This is a genomic window from Streptomyces sp. BK79 (assembly GCF_044142145.1).
In the GTDB taxonomy this organism is placed as follows: Bacteria; Actinomycetota; Actinomycetes; order Streptomycetales; family Streptomycetaceae; genus Streptomyces.
Window position 1 is genome coordinate 145,693 of the sequence record NZ_JBHVOC010000013.1, and the last position, 21,434, is coordinate 167,126.

17 protein-coding genes are annotated in these 21,434 nt (G+C 73.4%); 14 read left to right on the forward strand and 3 right to left on the reverse strand.

What is annotated here, in order from left to right; all coding sequences use genetic code 11:
- Window positions 1-164: 164 nt before the first annotated feature.
- The 7 genes from ACFIF2_RS18135 to ACFIF2_RS18165 all read left to right on the forward strand — a co-directional run bounded on the left by ACFIF2_RS18135 (window position 165) and on the right by ACFIF2_RS18165 (window position 10,945).
- A complete protein-coding gene (locus ACFIF2_RS18135) occupies window positions 165-1,703 on the forward strand; it encodes a leucyl aminopeptidase (RefSeq protein WP_395573752.1) in 1,539 nt (512 codons plus the stop codon).
- A gap of 287 nt (window positions 1,704-1,990) precedes the next feature.
- Complete coding sequence (gene lpdA, locus ACFIF2_RS18140; RefSeq protein WP_395573754.1) at window positions 1,991-3,379, forward strand: dihydrolipoyl dehydrogenase; 1,389 nt, start codon at window positions 1,991-1,993, stop codon at window positions 3,377-3,379.
- A 63-nt stretch (window positions 3,380-3,442) separates the two neighbouring features.
- Window positions 3,443-5,278 (forward strand): 2-oxoglutarate dehydrogenase, E2 component, dihydrolipoamide succinyltransferase, encoded by a 1,836-nt coding sequence (sucB, locus tag ACFIF2_RS18145; protein ID WP_395573756.1) that lies wholly within the window; start codon window positions 3,443-3,445, stop codon window positions 5,276-5,278.
- 229 nt (window positions 5,279-5,507) lie between these two features.
- The gene (locus ACFIF2_RS18150; protein WP_395573758.1) at window positions 5,508-6,131 is read left to right on the forward strand and encodes a GntR family transcriptional regulator; all 624 of its coding nucleotides are present in this window, start codon (window positions 5,508-5,510) and stop codon (window positions 6,129-6,131) included.
- A 440-nt stretch (window positions 6,132-6,571) separates the two neighbouring features.
- On the forward strand, window positions 6,572-9,274 hold the full coding sequence (gene aceE, locus ACFIF2_RS18155) for a pyruvate dehydrogenase (acetyl-transferring), homodimeric type (RefSeq protein ID WP_395573760.1): 2,703 nt from the start codon (window positions 6,572-6,574) through the stop codon (window positions 9,272-9,274).
- A 61-nt stretch (window positions 9,275-9,335) separates the two neighbouring features.
- Window positions 9,336-10,367: a helix-turn-helix transcriptional regulator gene (locus ACFIF2_RS18160; protein WP_395573762.1), complete on the forward strand. Its 1,032-nt coding sequence runs from the start codon at window positions 9,336-9,338 to the stop codon at window positions 10,365-10,367.
- A 56-nt stretch (window positions 10,368-10,423) separates the two neighbouring features.
- A complete protein-coding gene (locus ACFIF2_RS18165) occupies window positions 10,424-10,945 on the forward strand; it encodes a DUF4240 domain-containing protein (protein WP_395573924.1) in 522 nt (173 codons plus the stop codon).
- A gap of 51 nt (window positions 10,946-10,996) precedes the next feature.
- On the opposite strand, the gene ACFIF2_RS18170 is transcribed toward ACFIF2_RS18165, so the two are convergent.
- Entirely contained in the window at window positions 10,997-11,869 is an 873-nt protein-coding gene (locus tag ACFIF2_RS18170) for a peptidoglycan recognition protein (protein ID WP_395573764.1), read from the reverse strand.
- Window positions 11,870-12,125: 256 nt separating this feature from the next.
- On the opposite strand from ACFIF2_RS18170, the gene ACFIF2_RS18175 reads away from it, so the two are divergent.
- Window positions 12,126-13,310, forward strand: coding sequence for a MarP family serine protease (locus ACFIF2_RS18175; protein ID WP_395573766.1), 1,185 nt, complete (start codon window positions 12,126-12,128; stop codon window positions 13,308-13,310).
- Here the strand turns inward: ACFIF2_RS18175 and ACFIF2_RS18180 are convergent.
- Window positions 13,300-13,806, reverse strand: coding sequence for a GNAT family N-acetyltransferase (locus tag ACFIF2_RS18180; RefSeq protein ID WP_395573768.1), 507 nt, complete (start codon window positions 13,804-13,806; stop codon window positions 13,300-13,302). The genes ACFIF2_RS18175 and ACFIF2_RS18180 overlap by 11 nt on opposite strands.
- A gap of 87 nt (window positions 13,807-13,893) precedes the next feature.
- Between ACFIF2_RS18180 and ACFIF2_RS18185 the strand changes: the two genes are divergently transcribed.
- Both ACFIF2_RS18185 and ACFIF2_RS18190 read left to right on the forward strand, forming a co-directional pair.
- Window positions 13,894-14,796, forward strand: a complete 903-nt coding sequence (locus ACFIF2_RS18185; RefSeq protein ID WP_395573770.1) for a TIGR01777 family oxidoreductase — start codon at window positions 13,894-13,896, stop codon at window positions 14,794-14,796.
- Window positions 14,797-15,024: 228 nt separating this feature from the next.
- A complete protein-coding gene (locus ACFIF2_RS18190; RefSeq protein ID WP_395573772.1) occupies window positions 15,025-16,440 on the forward strand; it encodes an NAD(P)/FAD-dependent oxidoreductase in 1,416 nt (471 codons plus the stop codon).
- Window positions 16,441-16,540: 100 nt separating this feature from the next.
- Here ACFIF2_RS18190 and ACFIF2_RS18195 read toward each other — a convergent pair whose 3' ends face one another.
- Window positions 16,541-18,004 carry a regulator gene (locus ACFIF2_RS18195; RefSeq protein ID WP_395573774.1) on the reverse strand — a complete coding sequence of 488 codons (1,464 nt, stop codon included), beginning with the start codon at window positions 18,002-18,004 and terminating at the stop codon, window positions 16,541-16,543.
- 236 nt (window positions 18,005-18,240) lie between these two features.
- Here ACFIF2_RS18195 and lipB point away from each other — a divergent pair, with 236 nt between their 5' ends.
- The 4 genes from lipB (at window position 18,241) to ACFIF2_RS18215 (ending at window position 21,408) form a co-directional block, all read left to right on the forward strand.
- A complete protein-coding gene (gene lipB / locus ACFIF2_RS18200; protein ID WP_395573776.1) occupies window positions 18,241-19,041 on the forward strand; it encodes a lipoyl(octanoyl) transferase LipB in 801 nt (266 codons plus the stop codon).
- Window positions 19,042-19,196: 155 nt separating this feature from the next.
- On the forward strand, window positions 19,197-20,150 hold the full coding sequence (gene lipA, locus ACFIF2_RS18205; RefSeq protein WP_395573778.1) for a lipoyl synthase: 954 nt from the start codon (window positions 19,197-19,199) through the stop codon (window positions 20,148-20,150).
- Between the two features lie 256 nt (window positions 20,151-20,406).
- Window positions 20,407-20,622, forward strand: a complete 216-nt coding sequence (locus ACFIF2_RS18210) for a hypothetical protein (RefSeq protein WP_395573780.1) — start codon at window positions 20,407-20,409, stop codon at window positions 20,620-20,622.
- 81 nt (window positions 20,623-20,703) lie between these two features.
- Window positions 20,704-21,408, forward strand: coding sequence for a DUF4191 domain-containing protein (locus tag ACFIF2_RS18215; RefSeq protein ID WP_395573782.1), 705 nt, complete (start codon window positions 20,704-20,706; stop codon window positions 21,406-21,408).
- Window positions 21,409-21,434: the final 26 nt, after the last annotated feature.

The following is a 21,434-nucleotide window of genomic DNA, read 5'->3' on the forward strand; positions in this document are numbered from 1 at the left end:
GCGGGAGCGAGCGGACGCGGGAGCGAGCGTAGGCTCGTGCCGGGTGTCCGCCTGCCCAGGCGAGAACCGCACCGCAGGAGGGATCCAGGGTCGGTTGTCGGGCCCGGTCGACCCACCCGCATTCGGCCATACAAGACCTCATACGGAAGCGAGAATTCACCACCGTGACTGCTCTCACTCTCTCCACCGCCGCGGCGCCCGGCCTGCGGGCCGACGCGATCGTGATCGGTGTCGCCAAGGGCGCGGCATCCAGGTCCCAGGCCCTGGTCGTCGCCCCGGGCGCCGAGGCCGTGGACAAGGCCTACGACGGCCGGCTCGCCGGCGTCCTGGAGACCCTCGGTGCCTCCGGCGCCGAGGGCGAGGTGACGAAGCTGCCCGCGCCGGCCGGCTTCAAGGCACCCGTCGTGGTGGCGGTGGGCCTGGGCCCCGAGCCCGAGAAGGACGCCGGTTTCGACGCGGAGGCACTGCGCCGCGCCGCCGGTGCGGCCGCCCGCGCGCTCGCCGGTGCCAAGAAGGCCGCGTTCGCCCTGCCGCTCACCGAGGCCGCCGACGCCGGCGTCGTCGGTGAGGGCGTGCTGCTCGGCGCGTACTCCTTCGACGCCTACAAGGAGTCCGGCAAGGACGCCAAGGCCAAGAACGGCAAGGCACCGCTCGCGGAGGCCGCGCTGCTGGGCGGCAAGCCCCGCGACAAGGCGTACAAGGCGGCCGTCGAGCGTGCCGCGGCCGTCGCCGAGGAGCTGAACCGCGCCCGCGACCTGGTCAACACCCCGCCGAACGACCTGAACCCCGAGGCGTTCGCGGCGGTGGCGCAGGTCGCCGCCAAGGAGCACGGCATCAAGGTGCAGGTGCTCGACGAGAAGGCGCTCACCAAGGGCGGCTACGGCGGCATCCTGGGCGTCGGCGCCGGGTCGGCCGCCGGTCCGCGGCTGGTGAAGCTGTCGTACACCTCGTCCAAGGCCAAGAAGTCCCTCGCCTTCGTCGGCAAGGGCATCACCTACGACTCGGGCGGCATCTCGCTGAAGCCGGCCGGGCACAACGAGACGATGAAGTGCGACATGGCCGGCGCCGCCGCCGTGTTCGCCGCCGTCGTCGCCGCCGCGCGCCTCGGCCTGGAGGTCAACGTGACCGGCTGGCTGGCGCTGGCCGAGAACATGCCCTCGGGCTCCGCGACCCGTCCCGGTGACGTGCTGCGCATGTACAGCGGCAAGACGGTCGAGGTGCTCAACACCGACGCCGAGGGCCGGCTCGTGCTCGCCGACGCGCTGTGGGCGGCCTCGCAGGAGAAGCCGGACGCGATCATCGACGTGGCGACGCTGACCGGCGCGATGATGGTGGCGCTGGGCAGCCGGACGTACGGCGTCATGGCGAACGACGACGCGTTCCGCACCGCGGTGTACGAGGCGGCCGAGGAGGTCGGCGAGCCGGCGTGGCCGATGCCGCTGCCGGAGCACCTGCGCAAGGGCATGGACTCGGCGACCGCGGACATCGCGAACATGGGCGAGCGGATGGGCGGCGGTCTGGTGGCCGGTCTGTTCCTGCGCGAGTTCGTCGGCGAGGGCATCGCGTGGGCGCACCTGGACATCGCGGGTCCGGCCTACAACGAGGGCGGGCCGTTCGGGTACACGCCGAAGGGCGGCACGGGGACGGCGGTGCGGACGCTGGTGCGCGTTGCCGAGCTGGCGGCCGCGGGTGACCTGGGCTAGGGGCGCCTGAGGGGTCGGGGGTGCGGGTGGCAGTGGCGACCGCGGGTCCGTTGTGGCTTGTCGCGCCGTTCCCCGCGCCCCTGCGGACGTCTCCTCCCCCTGCGCTACAAGTGAACGTGGGACGTCTCACACACCGGCCCCACGTCTCGTCGGTCCCCTACAAGTGCGAAGATGGGGCACGGCAGGACAGGGCCCCCACCTAAGGGCCGAGAACAATGAGCGGCCGGACACCAGCCGCCGACCGGTCACTGGAGACCGGCGTGGCGCACATGCATGGAGGACGTGACGTGGCGAACGACGCCAGCACCGTTTTCGACCTAGTGATCCTCGGCGGTGGCAGCGGTGGTTACGCCGCGGCCCTGCGCGGGGCCCAGCTGGGCCTGGACGTCGCCCTGATCGAGAAGGGCAAGGTCGGCGGTACCTGCCTGCACAACGGATGCATCCCCACCAAGGCCCTGCTGCACGCGGGTGAGATCGCCGACCAGGCCCGCGAGAGCGAGCAGTTCGGTGTGAAGGCCACCTTCGAGGGCATCGACATGGCGGCCGTCCACAAGTACAAGGACGACGTGATCGCGGGCCTGTACAAGGGCCTGCAGGGTCTGATCGCCTCGCGCAAGGTGACCTACATCGAGGGTGAGGGACGGCTGTCCTCGCCGACCTCCGTCGACGTGAACGGTCAGCGCGTCCAGGGCCGCCACGTCCTGCTGGCGACCGGCTCCGTGCCGAAGTCGCTGCCGGGCCTGAACATCGACGGCGACCGGATCATCTCCTCCGACCACGCCCTCAAGCTCGACCGGGTGCCGAAGTCCGCGATCGTCCTGGGCGGCGGCGTCATCGGCGTCGAGTTCGCCTCCGCGTGGAAGTCCTTCGGCACCGACGTCACGATCATCGAGGGCCTCAAGCACCTCGTGCCGGTCGAGGACGAGAACAGCTCCAAGCTGCTGGAGCGCGCCTTCCGCAAGCGCGGCATCAAGTTCAACCTGGGCACCTTCTTCGAGAAGGCCGAGTACACCCAGGACGGCGTCAAGGTCACCCTCGCCGACGGCAAGGAGTTCGAGGCCGAGGTCCTGCTCGTCGCCATCGGCCGCGGCCCGGTCTCGCAGGGCCTGGGCTACGAGGAGGCCGGCGTCGCGATGGACCGCGGCTACGTCCTCGTCGACGAGTACATGCGGACCAACGTCCCGACGATCTCCGCCGTCGGTGACCTCGTCCCCACCCTCCAGCTCGCGCACGTCGGCTTCGCCGAGGGCATGCTGGTGGCGGAGCGGCTGGCCGGCCTGAAGACCGTCCCGGTCGACTACGACGGTGTGCCGCGGGTGACGTACTGCCACCCGGAGGTCGCCTCCGTCGGCATCACCGAGGCCAAGGCCAAGGAGATCTACGGCGCGGACAAGGTCGTCGCGCTGAAGTACAACCTGGCGGGCAACGGCAAGAGCAAGATCCTGAAGACCACGGGCGAGATCAAGCTCGTCCAGGTCAAGGACGGTGCCGTGGTCGGCGTCCACATGGTCGGCGACCGCATGGGCGAGCAGGTCGGCGAGGCCCAGCTGATCTACAACTGGGAGGCGCTGCCGGCCGAGGTCGCCCAGCTCATCCACGCCCACCCCACGCAGAACGAGGCGATGGGCGAGGCGCACCTGGCGCTGGCCGGCAAGCCCCTGCACTCCCACGACTGACCTCCCTCGGTCACTGGGCGCGACGACACAGACTTCCGCAATTCGTAAGGAGCAACCGAAACCATGGCGGTTTCCGTAACCCTTCCGGCGCTCGGCGAGAGCGTCACCGAGGGCACCGTCACCCGTTGGCTGAAGGCCGAGGGTGAGCGCGTCGAGGCCGACGAGCCGTTGCTCGAGGTCTCGACCGACAAGGTCGACACCGAGATCCCGGCCCCCGCTTCCGGCGTGCTGTCCTCCATCAAGGTCGCCGAGGACGAGACCGTCGAGGTCGGCGCCGAGCTGGCGCTGATCGACGACGGCTCCGGCGCCCCCGCGGCCGATCAGGCCCCGGCCGCCGAGCAGGCCCCGCAGGCCGAGCAGGTCGCCGAGCCCGCCCCCGAGCCGGCCCCGGCCGCCCCGTCCACCGAGCAGTCCGCCCCGGCGCCCGCCCCCTCCGCCGACGCGTCGGCCGGCGGCGGCAGCGCCGAGGGCACCGACGTGGTCCTGCCCGCGCTCGGCGAGTCCGTCACCGAGGGCACCGTCACCCGCTGGCTGAAGTCGGTCGGCGACTCGGTCGAGGCCGACGAGCCGCTGCTGGAGGTGTCCACCGACAAGGTCGACACCGAGATCCCGGCGCCCGCCTCCGGCACCCTGCTGGAGATCGTGGTCGGCGAGGACGAGACCGCCGAGGTCGGCGCCAAGCTCGCCGTCATCGGCGAGGCGGGTGCCGCCCCGGCCGCCGCCCCGGCCCAGGAGGCCCCCGCCCAGGAGGCCCCCGCCCAGGAGGCCCCGGCCGCCCCCGCGCAGCCCGAGCCCGCCAAGGCCGAGCCCGCCCAGGCCCCGGCGCCGCAGCAGGCCGCCCCGGCCCAGCAGGCCCCGGCCGCCCCCGCGGCTCCGGCCCCGCAGGCGCCCGCCCCCGCCCCCGCCCCGGCGCCCGCGCCGGCCCCGGCTGCCGCTCCGGCCGCCCCGGCCGCCGCCCAGCCGGTGGACGACGGCGCCTACGTCACCCCGCTGGTGCGCAAGCTCGCCTCCGAGAACGGCGTGGACCTGTCCACCGTCAAGGGCACCGGCGTCGGCGGCCGCATCCGCAAGCAGGACGTCATCGCCGCCGCCGAGGCCGCCAAGGCCGCCGCGCCGGCTCCGGCCGCCGCCGCCCCGGCCGCCGCCGCGAAGAAGGCCCCCGCTCTGGAGGCCTCCCCGCTGCGCGGCCAGACCGTGAAGATGCCCCGCATCCGCAAGGTCATCGGCGACAACATGGTCAAGGCGCTGCACGAGCAGGCCCAGCTGTCGTCGGTCGTCGAGGTCGACGTCACGCGGCTGATGAAGCTGCGCGCCCGTGCCAAGGACGCGTTCGCGGCGCGTGAGGGCGTCAAGCTCTCGCCGATGCCGTTCTTCGTCAAGGCCGCCGCCCAGGCGCTGAAGGCGCACGCGCCGATCAACGCCCGGATCAACGAGGCCGAGGGGACCATCACCTACTTCGACACCGAGAACATCGGTATCGCGGTGGACTCCGAGAAGGGCCTGATGACCCCGGTCATCAAGAACGCCGGTGACCTCAACCTGGCCGGCATCGCCAAGGCGACCGCCGACCTGGCGGGCAAGGTCCGGGCCAGCAAGATCAGCCCGGACGAGCTGGCGGGCGCGACCTTCACCATCAGCAACACCGGTTCGCGCGGCGCGCTGTTCGACACGATCATCGTGCCGCCGAACCAGGTCGCCATCCTCGGCATCGGTGCCACGGTCAAGCGTCCGGCCGTCATCGAGACGGAGGACGGCCCGGTCATCGGCGTCCGCGACATGACGTACCTGACCCTGTCCTACGACCACCGTCTGGTGGACGGCGCCGACGCCGCCCGCTACCTGACGGCGGTCAAGGCGATCCTGGAGGCGGGCGAGTTCGAGGTCGAGCTCGGCCTGTAATCCCCGCCAGTGGGCCTGTACGGTGCCCCCGCCCGGAGTTTTTCGGGCGGGGGCACCGTCGTGTTCCGGGCCGGGTCGCCACCCCGTTCCTTCCGGGGCACGCTGTGTAAGTCTCGTCTCACCTGCGTAAAAGCGCCCCCGTGCGCCCTTCCCGCCCGCCGCGTCGGCCGTATTGTCTAAGCGTCAAACGCCCCCGGGGTCCGAAGGGGACCCTCCCGAAGGAGCTCTCATGACCGCGCCCGTCGTCCACTCGCTGCGCGAACAGATCCGCGAGCACATCCTGGAAGGGATCATCAGCGGACGCTGGCAGCCGGGCGAGCGGATCGTGGAGCGGCGGATCGCCACCGAGCTGGAGGTCAGCCAGACGCCGGTGCGCGAGGCGCTGCGCGAGCTGGAGTCCCTGCGACTGATCGAGTCGGCGCCGAACAAGGGCGTGCGGGTGCGCAACCTGACCGCCGCCGACCTGGAGGAGAGCTACCCGGTCCGGGCCGGCCTGGAGGCGATCGCGGCCGAGTTGGCGGCGGAGCGGCTGGCGGTGGACTGCTCGGCCCTCGAACCGCACGTCGCCGCGTTGTACGAGGCCGACCGGGCGTCCGACGGGACGGCCCAGGTTCGGCACACGGTGGGCTTCCACCGGGAGCTGGTGCGGGCGGCCGGCAACTCGGTGCTGCTGCACACCTGGGAGGGGCTGGGCATCGAGGTGTTCACGGCGCTGTCGATACGGTGGCTGGGCACGGTGCAGCAGTCGTACGCGGAGGAGCACGAGGAGCTGGTCGCGGCGTTCCGACGCCGGGATCCGCGGATCCCGGACCTGGTCAAGGCCCACGTCCTGGGCTGCGCCCCCCGCGCCTAGTTTTCCGCCCCCGCCGCCCCTTCCCTTCCCGACCCTGGGGGGCTGCGCCCCCAGACCCCCGTTCGCGCCCACGCGGCGGAGCCGCACATCGGCACAGCCCCGCGCCCCTGAAGGGGCGCGGGGAACTGCGCGATCAGCCACAAAACACCTGCGGACGCCACCCGGCCGAGGCCCCCGAGCTCATCCGCGCCCACCCCCTCTCACCTGCACGAATCCCACCGACGGGACCGTCACCCCGTGCCACCGCCGGAGGCACCCCGTGCCGACTTTCTCGGTATCGAGAGGTTTTGCCCCTCAACCCTTTGATCGATCATCGATCAGGGAGTTACAGTCACCGACGGGCTTGCACCCGAGCCTCACGCCCTGTCCTGCCAAAGACCTAGGGCACCCCCGAACCCTTGCCGATGAGGGAACCCCCTTCGACTGAGGAAGGCGGCGACATGACCGACCCCAAAGCCATCCAGCCGAGCGAGCTCGACCAGCTCCCGGACCGCGACCCCGAGGAGACCGCCGAGTGGCGGGCATCCCTGGACGCCGTCACCGAGGCGGCCGGGCCGCACCGTGCCGCGTACCTGATGCGCCGTACGCTGGAGCGCGCCGAGGGCGCCGGCCTCGCGCTGCCGAAGCTCCTCGAGACGGACTACGTCAACACCATCCCCACCTCCGCCGAGCCCGCCGTGGACGGCGACGAGGCGATGGAGCAGCGGATCACCGCCTGGAACCGCTGGAACGCGGCGGCCATGGTGACCCGCGGCAGCAAGTACGGCGTCGGCGGCCACATCGCCACCTTCGCCTCCGCGGCCTGGCTGTACGAGACCGGCTTCAACCACTTCTTCAAGGGCAAGGAGGCGGACGGCTCCGGCGACCAGCTCTACATCCAGGGCCACGCCTCCCCCGGCATCTACGCCCGCGCCTTCCTCGACGGCCGGCTGACCGAGGAGCACCTCGACAACTTCCGCCGCGAGGCCGGCGGGAACGGTCTGCCGTCGTACCCGCACCCGCGCCGGCTGCCCTGGCTGTGGGAGTTCCCCACCGTCTCCATGGGCCTCGGCCCGATCTCCGCGATCTACCAGGCGCGGTTCAACCGCTACCTGACCAGCCGCGGCATCAAGGACCTGACGAACTCCCACGTGTGGGCGTTCCTCGGTGACGGCGAGATGGACGAGCCGGAGTCCACCACCGCGCTCACCCTCGCCTCCCGCGAGGGCCTGGACAACCTGACCTTCGTCATCAACTGCAACCTGCAGCGCCTCGACGGTCCGGTCCGCGCCAACTTCAAGATCGTGCAGGAGCTGGAGGCCCAGTTCCGCGGCGCCGGCTGGAACGTCGTGAAGTCGCTGTGGGGCACGGCGTGGGACGAGCTGTTCCAGCTCGACACCACCGGCGCGCTCGTACGCCGCCTGCGCGAGGTACCCGACGCGCAGGTGCAGACGTACCAGACGCGCGACGCCGCCTACATCCGCGAGGACTTCTTCGGCAAGGACCCGGCGCTCGTCGAGATGGCGAAGCTGCTGAGCGACGACAAGATCCTCGAGTGCTTCCACTACTCGCGCGGCGGTCACGAGTCCCGCAAGGTCTTCGCCGCGTACAAGGCCGCGCTCGCCCACAAGGGCGCGCCGACCGTGATCCTGGCCCAGACGGTCAAGGGCCACACCCTCGGCGCCGGCTTCGCGTCCAAGAACGCCAACCACCAGATGAAGAAGCTCTCGGTGGACGAGTTCAAGGACATGCGCGACCTGCTCGGCCTGCCGATCAAGGACAGCGACTTCGTCGACGGCGTGGTCCCCTACGGCCACCCGGGCGCCGACTCCCCCGAGGTGCGCTACCTCCAGGAGCGCCGCGCCGCCCTCGGCGGTCCGGCCCCGGCCCGCCGCGTGCACCCGGTCGCGCCGCTGCCCGCGCCCCCCGAGAAGGCGTTCGCGTCCTTCGACAAGGGCTCCGGCTCGCAGAACGTCGCGACCACCATGGCCTTCGTCCGCCTGGTCAAGGACCTGGTCCGCGACAAGGAGACCGGCAAGCGCTGGGTGCCGATCGTTCCCGACGAGGCGCGCACCTTCGGCATGGAGAGCCTCTTCCCGTCCCTGGGCATCTACTCGCCCAAGGGCCAGACGTACGAGCCGGTCGACCGCGACCAGCTGATGTACTACAAGGAGGCCGAGAACGGCCAGATCCTCAACGAGGGGATCACCGAGGCCGGCTCGATGGCCGACTTCATCGCCGCCTCGACGTCGTACGCGACGCACGGCGAGACGATGATCCCGTTCTACATCTTCTACTCGATGTTCGGCTGGCAGCGCACGGCCGACCAGATGTGGCAGCTCGGCGACCAGCTCGGCCGCGGCTTCCTGGTCGGCGCCACGGCCGGCCGGACCACGCTGACCGGCGAGGGCCTGCAGCACGCGGACGGCCACTCCCCCGCCATCGCGGCGACCAACCCGGCCGCGCTGACGTACGACCCGGCGTTCGCCTACGAGGTCGCGGCGATCGTCAAGGAGGGTCTGCGCCGGATGTACGGCGAGGCCGCCCCGGGCGAGGACCAGGACGTCTTCTACTACCTGACCGTCTACAACGAGCCGATGCCGCAGCCGGCCAAGCCGTCCGCCCCCGGCGTGGACGAGGGCATCGTCAAGGGCCTGTACCGGTTCAACACGGCGGAGTCGGCGGGCCTGGCCCCGGCCGCGAACGCGCCGCGCATCCAGCTCCTCGGCTCCGGCACGGCGATCCACTGGGCGCTGAAGGCGCAGAAGCTGCTCGCCGAGGAGTGGGGCGTGGCCGCCGACGTGTGGTCCGCGACCTCCTGGACCGAGCTGCGCCGGGACGCGCTGGACGCCGACGCGGCGCTGCTGCGCGGCGAGGAGCGGGTGCCGTACGTCCGCCGCGCGCTCCAGGGCGCCGAGGGCCCGGTCCTCGCGGTCTCCGACTACATGCGCCAGGTCCCGGACCAGATCGCGCAGTGGGTCGAGCAGGACTGGTCCTCGCTGGGCGCCGACGGCTTCGGCCTGTCGGACACCCGTGAGGCCGCCCGCCGCCACTTCGGCGTCGACGCCGAGTCCATCGTGGTCGCGGCCCTCGCCCAGCTCGCCCGGCGCGGCGAGGTCAAGGCGACGTCCGTGAAGGAGGCGCGCGAGCGCTACGGCCTGTAGGCGTCCCAGGTCGATCAGGAGGCCCCCGCCGTGCGGCGGGGGCCTCCTGCATGATGTGGGGATGCGCGCTGCCCGCCTCATCAAGATGGTGCTGCTCCTCCAGTCCCGCCCGTCGATGACCGCCGCCGAGCTGGCCCGGGAGCTGGAGGTGTCGGAGCGGACCGTGACGCGGGACGCGCAGGCGCTGTCGGAGGCGGGCGTGCCGGTGTACGCGGAGCGGGGGCGGGCCGGCGGCTACCGGCTGATCGGCGGGTACCGCACCCGCCTGACCGGGCTGGCGCGGGGCGAGGCCGAGGCGCTGTTCCTGTCCGGGGTGCCGGGGGCGCTGCGCGAGATGGGGCTCCAGGACGCGGCGTCGGCGGCCCGGCTGAAGGTGTCGGCGGCGCTGCTGCCGTCCCTGCGGGACGCCTCCCGTACGGCGGCGCAGCGGTTCCACCTGGACGCGCCGAACTGGTTCCGGGAGCCCGAGACCCCCGAGCTGCTGCCCGCGGTCGCGGACGCGGTCTGGGACGACCGGCCCGTCACCGCGCGCTACCGGCGCGGAACGGAGGAGGTCCTCCGGGAGCTGGAGCCGTACGGGCTCGTGCTGAAGGCGGGGGTCTGGTACCTGTGCGCGCGGGTCGCCCGGGACGGGGGCGGCGGGGCCTTCCGCGTGTACCGCATCGACCGGTTCACTGCGGTGGAGGCGGGCGGGGAGCGGTTCGCGCGGGACGACGGCTTCGACCTGCCGGCGTTCTGGGCGGAGCGGGCCGAGCAGTTCGCGCGGTCGATCCTGCGGGCCGAGGTGGTGGTCCGGTTGTCGGCCCGGGGGGTGCGCGGGCTGCCGTACGCCGTCGGCGCGCTGTCCGCCCGGGAGGCGCTGGAGAAGGCGGAGCCGCCGGACGCGGACGGGTGGGTGACGGTGACGCTGCCCGTGGAGTCCGAGGAGGTGGCTCACACGCAGCTCAGGGGGCTCGGGCCGGAGGCGGAGGTGCTGGCTCCGGCGGCGCTGCGGGAGCGGTTCGCGCGGGACGCGCGGCGGCTGGCCGCACTGTACGGCGAGCGGGTGGACGGCGACGGTGCGCCGGGCGACGCGGATCCGGCCGGGACATAACGATCCGCCGCACTCCGCGTGCGTAGCCCCCCTTGAGGGCCGATGCTGGAGCCGTGATGGACGAGACGGAGTTCTGGGAGCTGATCGACTCCGCCCGGCAGGGCGCCGACGGCGATCCCGAGGACCAGGCCGACCTGCTCGTGGAGCGGCTCCTCGGCATGGACCCGGACCTGGTGCTCGACTTCGCCCGCCACTTCGAGGCCCGTTACAACCGCGCCTGCACCTGGGACGTGTGGGGCGCCGCGTGGATCCTGCTCGGCGGGGCCAGCGACGACGCCTTCGACTACTTCCGCTGCTGGCTGATCGGCCAGGGCCGCGAGGTGTACGAGGGCGCGGTGCACGACCCCGACTCGCTCGCCGAACTGCTGGACGACTTCGACGAGGAGCTGGACGGCGACGGCGAGGAGCTGGGCTACGCGGCCGACGAGGCCTACGAGCAGCTCACCGGGACCGTCGCCCCCGAGCTGGGCATCGCGCCCGCCCCCGCGGAGCCGCTGGGCGCCCCGGTCGACCTGGAGGACGACCGGGCCCTCGCCGCGCGCTTCCCCCGGCTGTGGGAGCGGTTCGGCGAGGGCTGAGTCCCACCGCACGCGACCCGTGCCCGGCCCGCACACGACCCGCACCCAACCTCAGCCGGTCCGGCCCTGGAGGCGGGCGGCCACCTCCCTGATGTGCGGGAGGCGGGCGCTGAGGGCCGCGCCCGGGCAGCTGGTCTGGTAGCCGTCGTCGTGGCCCGCGACGGCGGGCAGGGTGGCCGTGGCGCCGGCGGCGTACCGGCTGAGGCCGTTGCTGGAGACCAGGCTGGCCCTTCCCCGCGGGTCGGTATCGGTCCGGCCGAGTTTCCAGGCGGCCAGCGCGGCGATCGCGTCGGTCAGCGCGTCGGGCACGGGCACCCCGGCGGTGAAGGTGCCGAGGGCCGCGATCCCGGTGGTGCGGTGGTTGAAGCCCTGGGTGTGGGCGCCGGTGACGGGCCGGTCGATGCCGCCGGCGCGGCCCTCGTAGATGGTGCCGCAGCGGTCGACGACGAAGTTGTAGCCGATGTCGTCCCAGTCCCGGCCGTCCGTCTGCCCCGAGTAGACGCCCCGGAGGATGGCCGGCACGTCGGCGCAGTCGTAGCCGTTCGGCGTGTCCGTGTGGTGGACGAAGACCGCTAGGACCTTGTCGTCGTAGCGCGGGCGCGGCTGCGCGCGGGCGGCGTCGCCCAGCCAGACCGAGCGGGGCACGACCGGCGGCCGGGGCGCGGTGTGCCGGTCGGCGGCGGCCTGCCGGGGGTGCGTGGCGGCGGCGCGTTCCACTCCGCTCGCGCACAGGGCCAGCGCGGCGACGGCGGCGAGGCCGGGCAGGCAGGCGAGGAGCGCCGGCACCGGTCCCGGCAGACGGCGGCCCGGGCCCGGGGCGCCGGCCACGCCCGGTATGCGGAACCGGCGCCGGGCGCGGGCCGCGTCCGGTGCGGGAACCGCACGGCGTTCCCGGCCCCGGCGCGGTCGACTCGAGGCACGCATGGTCCCACTGTCCGGCGGATCCGGTCGGCCCGCGACGTGTGCTGTGCCACCCGGTGGAACCATCGTCCCGGTCCACGACGTTTTCCGGTTGATCGCACCCTCGCACACGCGTCCGCTCACCGGCCCGCCCGGGCGGCGGCCGCGCACGGACAGCCGCGCGCCCGGTTGATCACCGGGCCCGTCCGGCACGTACTCCGGGTCCGGGGGTCGGCGGAGGGTACGGGGCCGACCAGGTCCCGGCGGAAAGGCGGATCGCGTGGACGTGCTCGACATCGTGCTGGCGCTGGTGGTGCTGGCCTACGCGGCGTCCGGTTACCGGCGCGGGCTGGTGGCCGGCTGCGTCTCGCTGGCCGGCTTCGTGGGCGGCGCGGTGATCGGCGTGTGGATCCTGCCGTGGGTGATGGACCTGGTGGAGCCGGGGACGACTGCGGCGACCGTCACCGCCGTGGTCACGGTGCTGCTGCCGGCGGTGGTGGGTCACGAGCTGGCGGGACGGCTCGCGCTGCGGCTGCGCCGGGAGCTGGACGCCGGCCCGCTCCGGGTGGCCGACGGCGTCGGCGGGGCGGTGGCGAACGCGGTGGCGGCGCTGATCGTGGCATGGGTGGCGGCGAGTGTCCTGGCGGCGTCGTCGTCCTCGCTGCTCACCTCGGCGATCCGGGACTCGACGCTGCTGGGCACGGTCCACCGGGCGATGCCGGACACCACTCCGGCGTGGTTCTCCCGGGCGACGTCCGCGCTGACCGAGGCGGGGTTCCCGCAGGTCTTCAACCCGTTCGAGAACGAGTCGACCGCCGAGGTCGCCGAGCCCTCCGGCGACAGCGTCACGGCGGCGGCCACCAGCGCGGCCAGGCTCAGCACGGTGAAGGTCGAGGGCGTCGCCGGCGGCCAGGGCCGCGAGGGCAGCGGTTTCGTCTACGCGCGCGAGCACGTGATGACCAACGCCCACGTGGTGGCCGGCATCGACGACCCGACCGTGCGGGTCGGCGGGGTGGGCCCGGCGTACGAGGCGCGGGTGGTGCTGTTCGACCCGGACAAGGACGTGGCCGTGCTGTACGTCCCGGACCTGTCCGCGCCCGTCCTGCGGTTCGACGACGACGCGGAGCGCGGCGACGCCGCGGTGGTCGCGGGCTATCCGCAGGACGGCGACCTGGACCTGCGCGCGGCGACGGTGGCGAACCGGATCCGGGCGACCGGCCAGAACATCTACAGCGACGAGAGCGTCACCCGGGAGATCTACTCGGTCCGCTCCACGGTCCGCCCCGGCAACTCGGGCGGACCGCTGCTGACCACCGACGGCCGGGTGTACGGGGTGGTCTTCGCCCGCTCCACCTCCGACGCCCGGACCGGTTACGTGCTGACGGCGGACGAGGTCGCGGCCGAGGCGCGGCGCGCGGCCGGCGCGACGGAGGCGGTGGACACGGGCGAACCGGTCACGTCGTGAGGCCGGGCGCGACCAGCGACTGTCCCATCAGCACGTCGTCGACGTACCGGCCGTCGAGGTGGAACTCCTCCGGCTGCACGCCCTCGACGACGAAGCCCTCCGACTCGTAGAGCCGCCGGGCGGCGGTGTTGGGGCCGAGGACCCGCAGGGTGATGCGCCGCGCGCCCAGCCGGCGGGCCTCCTCGACGGCGGCGCGCACCAGGGCCCGGCCGACTCCCTCGCCGCGAGCCGCGCCGGCGACGGCGAGCCCGCGGATCTGGCGCACGTGGGCGTTGGAGGCCAGCCCCGTGGGGAAGCCGAGACGGACGTAGCCGACGACGGCACCGTCGAGTTCGGCGACCAGGTGGTCGTCGGGGCCCGAGGTGTCCCGGAAGAAGGGGTCGTCCGGTCCCGGCGGCGGCGAGACGGCGTGCAGGTAGGACCAGGTGTCGCGGTCGAGTCGGCGCAGCGGCTGCTCGTCCTCGGGCCTGGCGCGGCGTATGTGCGGAGCTGGCATGACGATCACTGTACGTCGGGCGGCCGGGAGCCGGTCCGGGGTTTTCGCGGGGCCACCCGGCAGGATGGGCGCATGGAGGATGGACGTATGGACAGGGCACGTTCCCGCGTCGTGGTGGCCGGCGCGTCCGGGCTGATCGGCGGCGCTCTGGTGCGGTCCCTGACCGCGGACGGGCACGAGGTGGTGCGCCTGGTGCGCCGCCCGCCCCGGGGCCCCGACGAGGTGCGCTGGGATCCGGAGGGCGGGCGGGTGGACACCGCCGGTCTCGCGGGGTGCGACGCCGTGGTCAACCTGGCCGGGGCGGGGGTGGGCGACCACCGCTGGACCGACGCGTACAAGACACGCATCCGCACCAGCCGGGTGCACGGCACGGCGGCGCTCGCGGAGGCCGTCGCCTCGCTGGACGAGCCGCCGCGGGTGTTCCTGAACGGCAGTGCGATCGGCTTCTACGGCGAGACCGGCGACCGGCCCGTCGACGAGAGCGCGCCGGCCGGCGAGGGCTTCCTGCCGTCCGTGTGCGTGGAGTGGGAGGGCGCGGCGGCACCGGCCCGGCGCGCGGGTGTGCGCACGGTGTTCGCCCGGACCGGGCTGGTCGTCGCCCGCGGGGGCGGGGCGTGGGGCCGGCTCTTCCCGCTCTTCCGGGCGGGGCTCGGCGGCCGGCTGGGCGACGGGTCCCAGTACTGGTCGTTCGTGGCGCTGCACGACGAGGTGGCGGCGCTGCGGCACCTGCTGGACCGCGAGGACCTGTCCGGCCCGTTCAACCTGACCGCCCCGCACCCGCTGACGAACCGTGAGATCACGGTGGCGATGGGGCGCGTCCTGCGCAGGCCCGCCCCCTTCGCGGTGCCCGCGCCGGTCCTGCGCTCGGTGCTCGGCGAGATGGCCGGCGACGTCCTGGGCAGCGCCCGGGTGCTTCCCGCCCGGTTGCTGGAGTCGGGTTTCCGCTTCGCCTTCCCGGAGATCGACGGGGCGATCCGGGCGGCGCTGTGAGCGGAGGGGGCTGTGAGGGGGGCGGCGCTGTGAGCGGAGGGGGCAGCTCCCCGGAGTGCGTACGGCGACCGTTCGCCGACCGTATGCGACCACCGTGCGACCGTGCCCTGCCTCCGTGCGACTCCCCCTGACCATGTACGGCCCTAACCTCGAAGCGAACTCGGGTATCCCTCAAGCCGGTTGGGGGCATGACGTCTCCAGCGGCCGCGCAACCTCGAGGAGGGGCACGTGCTTGAGCCCGCGTACCAGGCGGACGTCGTCGTCGTGGGGGCCGGCATCGCCGGACTCGCCGCGGCGCAACAGCTGACCAGCGCAGGAGTGACGACCACGGTCCTGGAGGCCGCCCACTGCGTGGGCGGGCGGACGGCGACCGAGAAGGTGGACGGCTTCCGGCTCGACAGAATCGGCCGGCCGCTGCCCATGGGACCCACCGACGCGCGCCTCGCCCCCGGCCTGGAGGGCCTCGTGCTGCTGCCCTTCGCCCCCGGGGTCCTGTTGCACAGCGAGGGCCGTCACCATCGCGCGGGCGCCCCGGCGAGCGCGCGGAGTGCAAGGGGCGCGAGGGGCGCACTCCACGTCGTGCGCGCCCTGGCGAGCGCCCCCCGCTCGGTTCCCGCGCCCCGGCGCCCGGTCGCCGTGCCCCGGCCGCCGGGCCGGTCCCTCCCCGCGTCCCGGCAGCGCGCGGGCGCCCCGCTCGGCACCGCCGTGGACCAGGCCAGGCTCGGCGCCGCGCTGGCCCGCCTCGCGGCCACCCCCGCCGACCGGCTGCTGGCCCGCCCCGAGCTGTCCGCCGCCGAGGCGCCGGCGCTCCGCGGGCTGCCGGCCCGCACCATCGACGGCTTCCTGCGCCCGCTGCTCGCCGCCCTGCTGTGCGACCCCGGCCTCACGACCTCCAGCCGGTGCGCCGACCTCGCGCTACGCGCCTTCGCGGGCGGGCGGCTGGGGCTGCCCGAGGGAGGCGCCGAGGCGCTGCCGGAGCTGTTGGCGCGGGGGCTGCCGCCGGGCACCGTGCACACCGGCGTCCGGGTCACCTCGGTGGCGACCAACGCCGTGACCACGGCCGAGCACGGCGTCATCCGCTGCCGGGCGGTGCTGGTGGCGACCGACGCCCGCGCCGCCGCCGAGCTGCTGCCGGGTCTGCGGGTGCCGGACTTCCACCCGGTGACGGTGGTGCACCACGCGACGGACGAACCGCCGACGACCGGGACGGCCCTGCTGCTCGACGCGGATCGCGGCGGCCCGGTCGCCCACACGGCGGTGATCAGTCACGTGGACCCGTCCCGGGCGCCGGCCGGGCGCGCCCTCGTCTCGTCGACGGTCCTCGGCGCTCCGCCGTCCGGCGTGGACACCGCCGTACGCGTCCACCTGTCCCGCCTGTACGGCGTCCCGACCACCCGCTGGGAGACCCTCGCCGTCCACCACACGCCCGAGGCGGTGCCCGCGATGCGCCCGCCGCACGACCCGCGCAGGCCGGTGCGGCTGCTGGCCGGCCTGTACGTGTGCGGCGACCACCGTGACACCAGCGACGTCCGGGGCGCGCTGCACTCGGCCCACCGGGCCTCGGCGGCGATCCTGACGGACCTGGGGGCGGGCCGGCCCATGCATGCGGCGGACCCGGCCCCGACAGCCAGCGCCGCCGCGTAGCGACACACCCGGCAGCCCGCGTCCCCGCCGCCGTGCTCGGCGCCTCCCGGCCGCCGCGGGCCGCCCTCCCGGCCGCACGGCCGGGAGGCGCCCGCCCCGGTCACCCGAGCGCCGCGACCTTGTCGCGGTACCCCCGTACCGGTGCAGCGTCCTTGTACGGCTCCAGGCGCCTCTCGAAGTCGCGGACGTACTCCGTGGCCCGTGCCGAGCGCATCTCGGCCGCCTGCCCCGCCGCCTCGGCGGCCAGCTGGCAGGCCTGGTCGAGTTCGCCGAGGCCGAGCCGCGCGGTGGCGAGGACGACCCGGCAGAACAGCCGGCTGCGGGCGTACACGGGGGCGCGCAGCAGCAGCGAGCGCTCCGCGTACTGGGCGGCGGCGCGGTACTGCTGGAGGTCGCGGTGGCAGTGGCCGAACTCGTCGGCGAGCTGGGCCTCGTCGAAGAAGCGCGCCCAGTGCGGCACCTCGTCGCCGGGCCGGGCGGCCTCGAGGGCGCGTTCGGCCCGGACCAGCGAGGCGGTGCAGGCCCGTACCTCGCCGAGCAGGCCGTGCGCCCGCGCCTCGGCGGCGTGCAGCAGCGTCTGGACGACCGGCGGCGCGGACGTCCCGACCCCCTGCTGCGCCACCCGCGCGAGCTGCACCGCCTCCCGCCCGTGCCCGAGGTAGACGGCCTGCCGGCTCATCGTGACCAGCACGTACGAGCCGTACGCCCGGTCCCCCGCCGCCTGCGCGAGCCGCAGCGCCTGCACGAAGTAGCGCTGGGCCAGGCCGTGCGCGGCGATGTCGTACGACGTCCAGCCCGCGAGCCGGGTCAGGTCGGCGGCGGCGGCGAACAGCCGGCGGCCGGTCTGCTCGCCGTAGGTGCCCCGCAGCATGGGCTCCAGCTCGTGTTCCAGGTACCGCACGAGGGCCTGGCGGGCGTGTCCCCCGCCGTACCGGTCGTCCAGGCTGCGGAACAGCTCGCCGACCGACCGCAGCGCGGCCAGGTCGCCGCCGGTGACCTTCTGCCCGGGGCCGCGCTCGGCCGGGGCCCGCCGACGGGCCGGGTCCAGCGGCACCGGCCCCCGGACGGTGGCCGGGCGGCCCTGCGCGGGGATGCGGACGGGCACCTCGGAGCGGGACACCTTCTCGTCGGCGCGGCCGATCAGCCAGTCCCGGCTGGGCACGACGAGGCCCGCCGGGGTGAAGGCGATCTTGCGGAGTTCGGCGTGGCTGCCGGAGTCCTTGCGCCACAGCCCGCCGACGATGTCGACGGCCTCGTCCGGGGTGGCAGCGAACTCCAGCCCCGCGTAGACGGGCGCGCAGGCGTCCAGGCCGAGGTCCTGCGCGCTGAGGCGGCGGCCCAGGCGCCGGGTGAAGACCTCGGCGATCAGGGCCGGGGTGGTGCCGCGGGGCTGCTGGCCGCGCAGCCACCGGGTGACGGACGTCTTGTCGTATCTCAGGTCCAGGCCGTGTTCGAGTCCGAGCTGGTCGACGCGACGCGCGAGACCCGCGTTCGAGAACCCCGCTTCGGCGATGAGCGCGGCGAGCTGGCGGTTGGGGGTGCGCTGCGCGGGTCGTTCCGTCATGGTGCGGTGCGGTCTCCTGCCTTCCGGGCTGTTCGAAGTGCCCGGAGCGCCTGTGAGCAGCCCTTATGGCCTCGTGAACGGCGCGAATGTAGCGGAGAGTAAACACCCGATCGCACATCTCGGGCGGCATTCATCCGATCGTGTGAGGATTGCCCGCCCGGCTGACGACGAGCGGGCGGTCGTACAGTGGCATGGGCACGGTTCGTGCCTGACGACCTTGCAGGGAGGCACGTGCCGTGAGTGAGCTGCGCTTCGTCCGAATGGGGTTCGGTGCCGAACGCGTCGAGTACCAGGAGGCGTGGGACGAGCAGCGCCGGGTGCACGCCGCGCGGTTCGCCGACGAGGTGCCCGACACCGTGCTGCTCCTCGAACACCCGCCGGTCTACACCGCCGGCCGGCGCACCGAGGAGAGCGAGCGCCCGCTGGACGGCACGCCGGTGATCGACGTGGACCGCGGCGGCAAGATCACCTGGCACGGGCCGGGCCAGCTCGTGGGCTACCCGATCCAGAAGCTCCCGCGCCCCGTGGACGTGGTGGCCCACGTACGGCGGCTGGAGGAGGCCCTGATCCGCACCTGCGCGGAGTTCGGCCTGGAGACCACCCGGGTCGAGGGCCGCAGCGGCGTGTGGGTGCTCGGCGACCCGGTGGAGCGGCGCCCGGCGCTCGGCGGCCTCTCCCTGGACTTCGACCCCCGGCTGACCGACGACGAGTTCGACCCGCGGCTGAACGGCCCCGAGTACGCCCCGTCCAACGCGGGCCAGCGCCGCGAGGACCGCAAGATCGCGGCGATCGGCATCCGGGTCGCCAAGGGCGTCACCATGCACGGCTTCGCGCTGAACGTGAACCCGGACAACAAGTGGTTCGACAAGATCATCCCGTGCGGCATCCGCGACGCGGGCGTCGCCTCCCTGGCGAACGAGCTGGGGCGCGACGTGACCATCGAGGAGGTGCTGCCGGTGGCGGAGCGCCATCTGCGGGAGGTCCTGGAGCACGCGGACCTCAAGCCCCGGGTGATCGAGAAGGCACCGGCGGCATAAATCCAGCCCGTCCGGCGTTTGAGGACGAGGCCGTCAGGCCGAAAGCGGGGGGTCTGGGGGCGGCAGCCCCCAGCAGGGCCAGCACCCTCGCCGGGCAACAAATCAACGGGCGTACCCTGAAGAACGCCGAAGAATCAAACGCTAGGGAGCCGGTCGTGTCCGCAGTCGCACCCGACGGACGCAAGATGCTGCGCCTGGAGGTCCGCAACAGCCAGACCCCCATCGAGCGCAAGCCCGAGTGGATCAAGACCCGGGCGAAAATGGGCCCCGAGTACACCAAGATGCAGAACCTCGTGAAGAGCGAGGGCCTGCACACCGTCTGCCAGGAAGCCGGCTGTCCCAACATCTACGAGTGCTGGGAGGACCGCGAGGCGACCTTCCTCATCGGCGGCGACCAGTGCACCCGGCGTTGTGACTTCTGCCAGATCGACACCGGCAAGCCCGAGGCGCTCGACCGCGACGAGCCGCGCCGGGTCGGCGAGTCCGTGGTCACCATGGACCTGAACTACGCCACCATCACCGGCGTCGCCCGCGACGACCTGCCGGACGGCGGCGCCTGGCTGTACGCCGAGACGGTGCGCCAGATCCACCAGCAGACGGCTCAGCGCGAGGCCGGCCGCACCAAGGTCGAGCTGCTCGCCCCCGACTTCAACGCGGTGCCGGAGCTGCTCCAGGAGGTCTTCGCCTCCCGCCCTGAGGTCTTCGCGCACAACGTCGAGACGGTCCCCCGCATCTTCAAGCGCATCCGCCCCGGCTTCCGCTACGAGCGCTCCCTGAAGGTCATCACCGAGGCCCGCGATTACGGCCTGGTCACCAAGTCGAACCTGATCCTCGGCATGGGCGAGACCCGCGAGGAGATCAGCGAGGCCCTGAAGCAGCTGCACGAGGCCGGCTGCGAGCTGATCACCATCACGCAGTACCTGCGCCCGTCCGTGCGCCACCACCCCGTCGAGCGCTGGGTGAAGCCGCACGAGTTCGTGGAGCTGAAGGACGAGGCCGAGCAGATCGGTTTCTCCGGCGTGATGTCGGGCCCGCTGGTGCGGTCCTCCTACCGCGCCGGACGGCTCTACCAGATGGCCATGGAGCAGCGTCAGACCACCGCCGTGTGAGCGGCCACGCGATTAGCGTGTGAATTCACGCACAAGGCCCCTACTCGCCAGTAGTGGCCGATACGCCGCGGTCCCGACCGTCCCCGCAGATGAGGACACCGGTCGGGGCCGCGTCCGCGTTCCGGGGCCCGGCATCGCGGCTTCATGTCGGTTTGACCGGCGGGTCACGCCCTGGTAACACCAATCAGTGACCCTGGTATCACGCCACGTACACCCGTCTCCGTACCCGGAGCCGTACCGAGGGGGGACCTCCACGATGCAGGCCGCGCCCGTTCGCGCCACCGCCGTTCGCGCCACCGCCATCCCGTCGTTCACCACCGCCCTGCGGGCCGTCGAGTCGCTGCTGATGAGCGGCGGCCAGCGCACCGCGCGGCGCAACGCCTGGACCTCCGTGCTGGAGGACCGCCGCCGCGCCAAGGACCGGATCGAGACGGAGCGCGTGCTGTCGCAGTCCGTCGCCGGACGCCTCTGACCCCTCTCCCGCCCGCACGCCGTCCGCCCGCGCCGGGCACTGCCGTCGTCGGCGCTTTCGGGGCCACGTAGACTTCGTGCCATGGCGAGGAAGGAACCTGCAGCGGACGCTGCGAATCCCGGGCGACTGAAGCAGATCGCTCTGACCTACAAGATGACCCGCAAGGCCGACAAGAAGATCGGTCTTGTACTCGCGGGTGTCGGCATCGTCGTCTTCGGTGTCTTCCTCGCGATCGGTTTCCTGATCGGTCACCCCATCTATCTGGGCATCCTGGGCGTACTGCTCGCCTTCCTCGCGACGGCGATCGTCTTCGGACGCCGGGCCGAGCGGGCGGCCTTCGGCCAGATGGAGGGCCAGCCCGGCGCGGCGGCGGCCGTGCTGGACAACATCGGCCGGGGCTGGACGACGACGCCCGCGGTGGCGATGAACCGCAACCAGGACGTGGTGCACCGCGCGGTCGGCAAGGCCGGCATCGTGCTGGTGGCGGAGGGCAACCCGAACCGGGTGAAGTCCCTGCTCGCCGCCGAGAAGCGGAAGATGAACCGCATCGTCGCCGACGTGCCCGTGCACGACCTGGTCGTGGGCACCGGCGAGGGCCAGGTGGAGCTGAAGAAGCTGCGCACCACCATGCTCAAGCTGCCCCGTGTGCTGTCCGGCCCGCAGGTCACCGTGACCAACGACCGGCTGCGCGCCCTCGGCGACCTGATGAGCAACATGCCGCTCCCCAAGGGCCCGATGCCGAAGGGCATGCGCATGCCCAAGGGCGGCAACCCCAGGGGGCGCTGACCCGACGGGGCTTCACGACCCGACAG

Coding starts and splice junctions, on each gene's coding strand:
- sucB (WP_395573756.1), top strand. CDS start 3,443: ATGGCGGTTTCCGTAACCCTTCCGGCGCTCGGCGAGAGCGTCACCGAG.
- ACFIF2_RS18165 (WP_395573924.1), top strand. CDS start 10,424: ATGGACGAGACGGAGTTCTGGGAGCTGATCGACTCCGCCCGGCAGGGC.
- ACFIF2_RS18180 (WP_395573768.1), bottom strand. CDS start 13,806: ATGCCAGCTCCGCACATACGCCGCGCCAGGCCCGAGGACGAGCAGCCG.
- ACFIF2_RS18185 (WP_395573770.1), top strand. CDS start 13,894: ATGGACAGGGCACGTTCCCGCGTCGTGGTGGCCGGCGCGTCCGGGCTG.
- ACFIF2_RS18170 (WP_395573764.1), bottom strand. CDS start 11,869: ATGCGTGCCTCGAGTCGACCGCGCCGGGGCCGGGAACGCCGTGCGGTT.
- ACFIF2_RS18195 (WP_395573774.1), bottom strand. CDS start 18,004: ATGACGGAACGACCCGCGCAGCGCACCCCCAACCGCCAGCTCGCCGCG.
- aceE (WP_395573760.1), top strand. CDS start 6,572: ATGACCGACCCCAAAGCCATCCAGCCGAGCGAGCTCGACCAGCTCCCG.
- ACFIF2_RS18150 (WP_395573758.1), top strand. CDS start 5,508: ATGACCGCGCCCGTCGTCCACTCGCTGCGCGAACAGATCCGCGAGCAC.
- ACFIF2_RS18160 (WP_395573762.1), top strand. CDS start 9,336: ATGCGCGCTGCCCGCCTCATCAAGATGGTGCTGCTCCTCCAGTCCCGC.
- ACFIF2_RS18215 (WP_395573782.1), top strand. CDS start 20,704: ATGGCGAGGAAGGAACCTGCAGCGGACGCTGCGAATCCCGGGCGACTG.
- ACFIF2_RS18210 (WP_395573780.1), top strand. CDS start 20,407: ATGCAGGCCGCGCCCGTTCGCGCCACCGCCGTTCGCGCCACCGCCATC.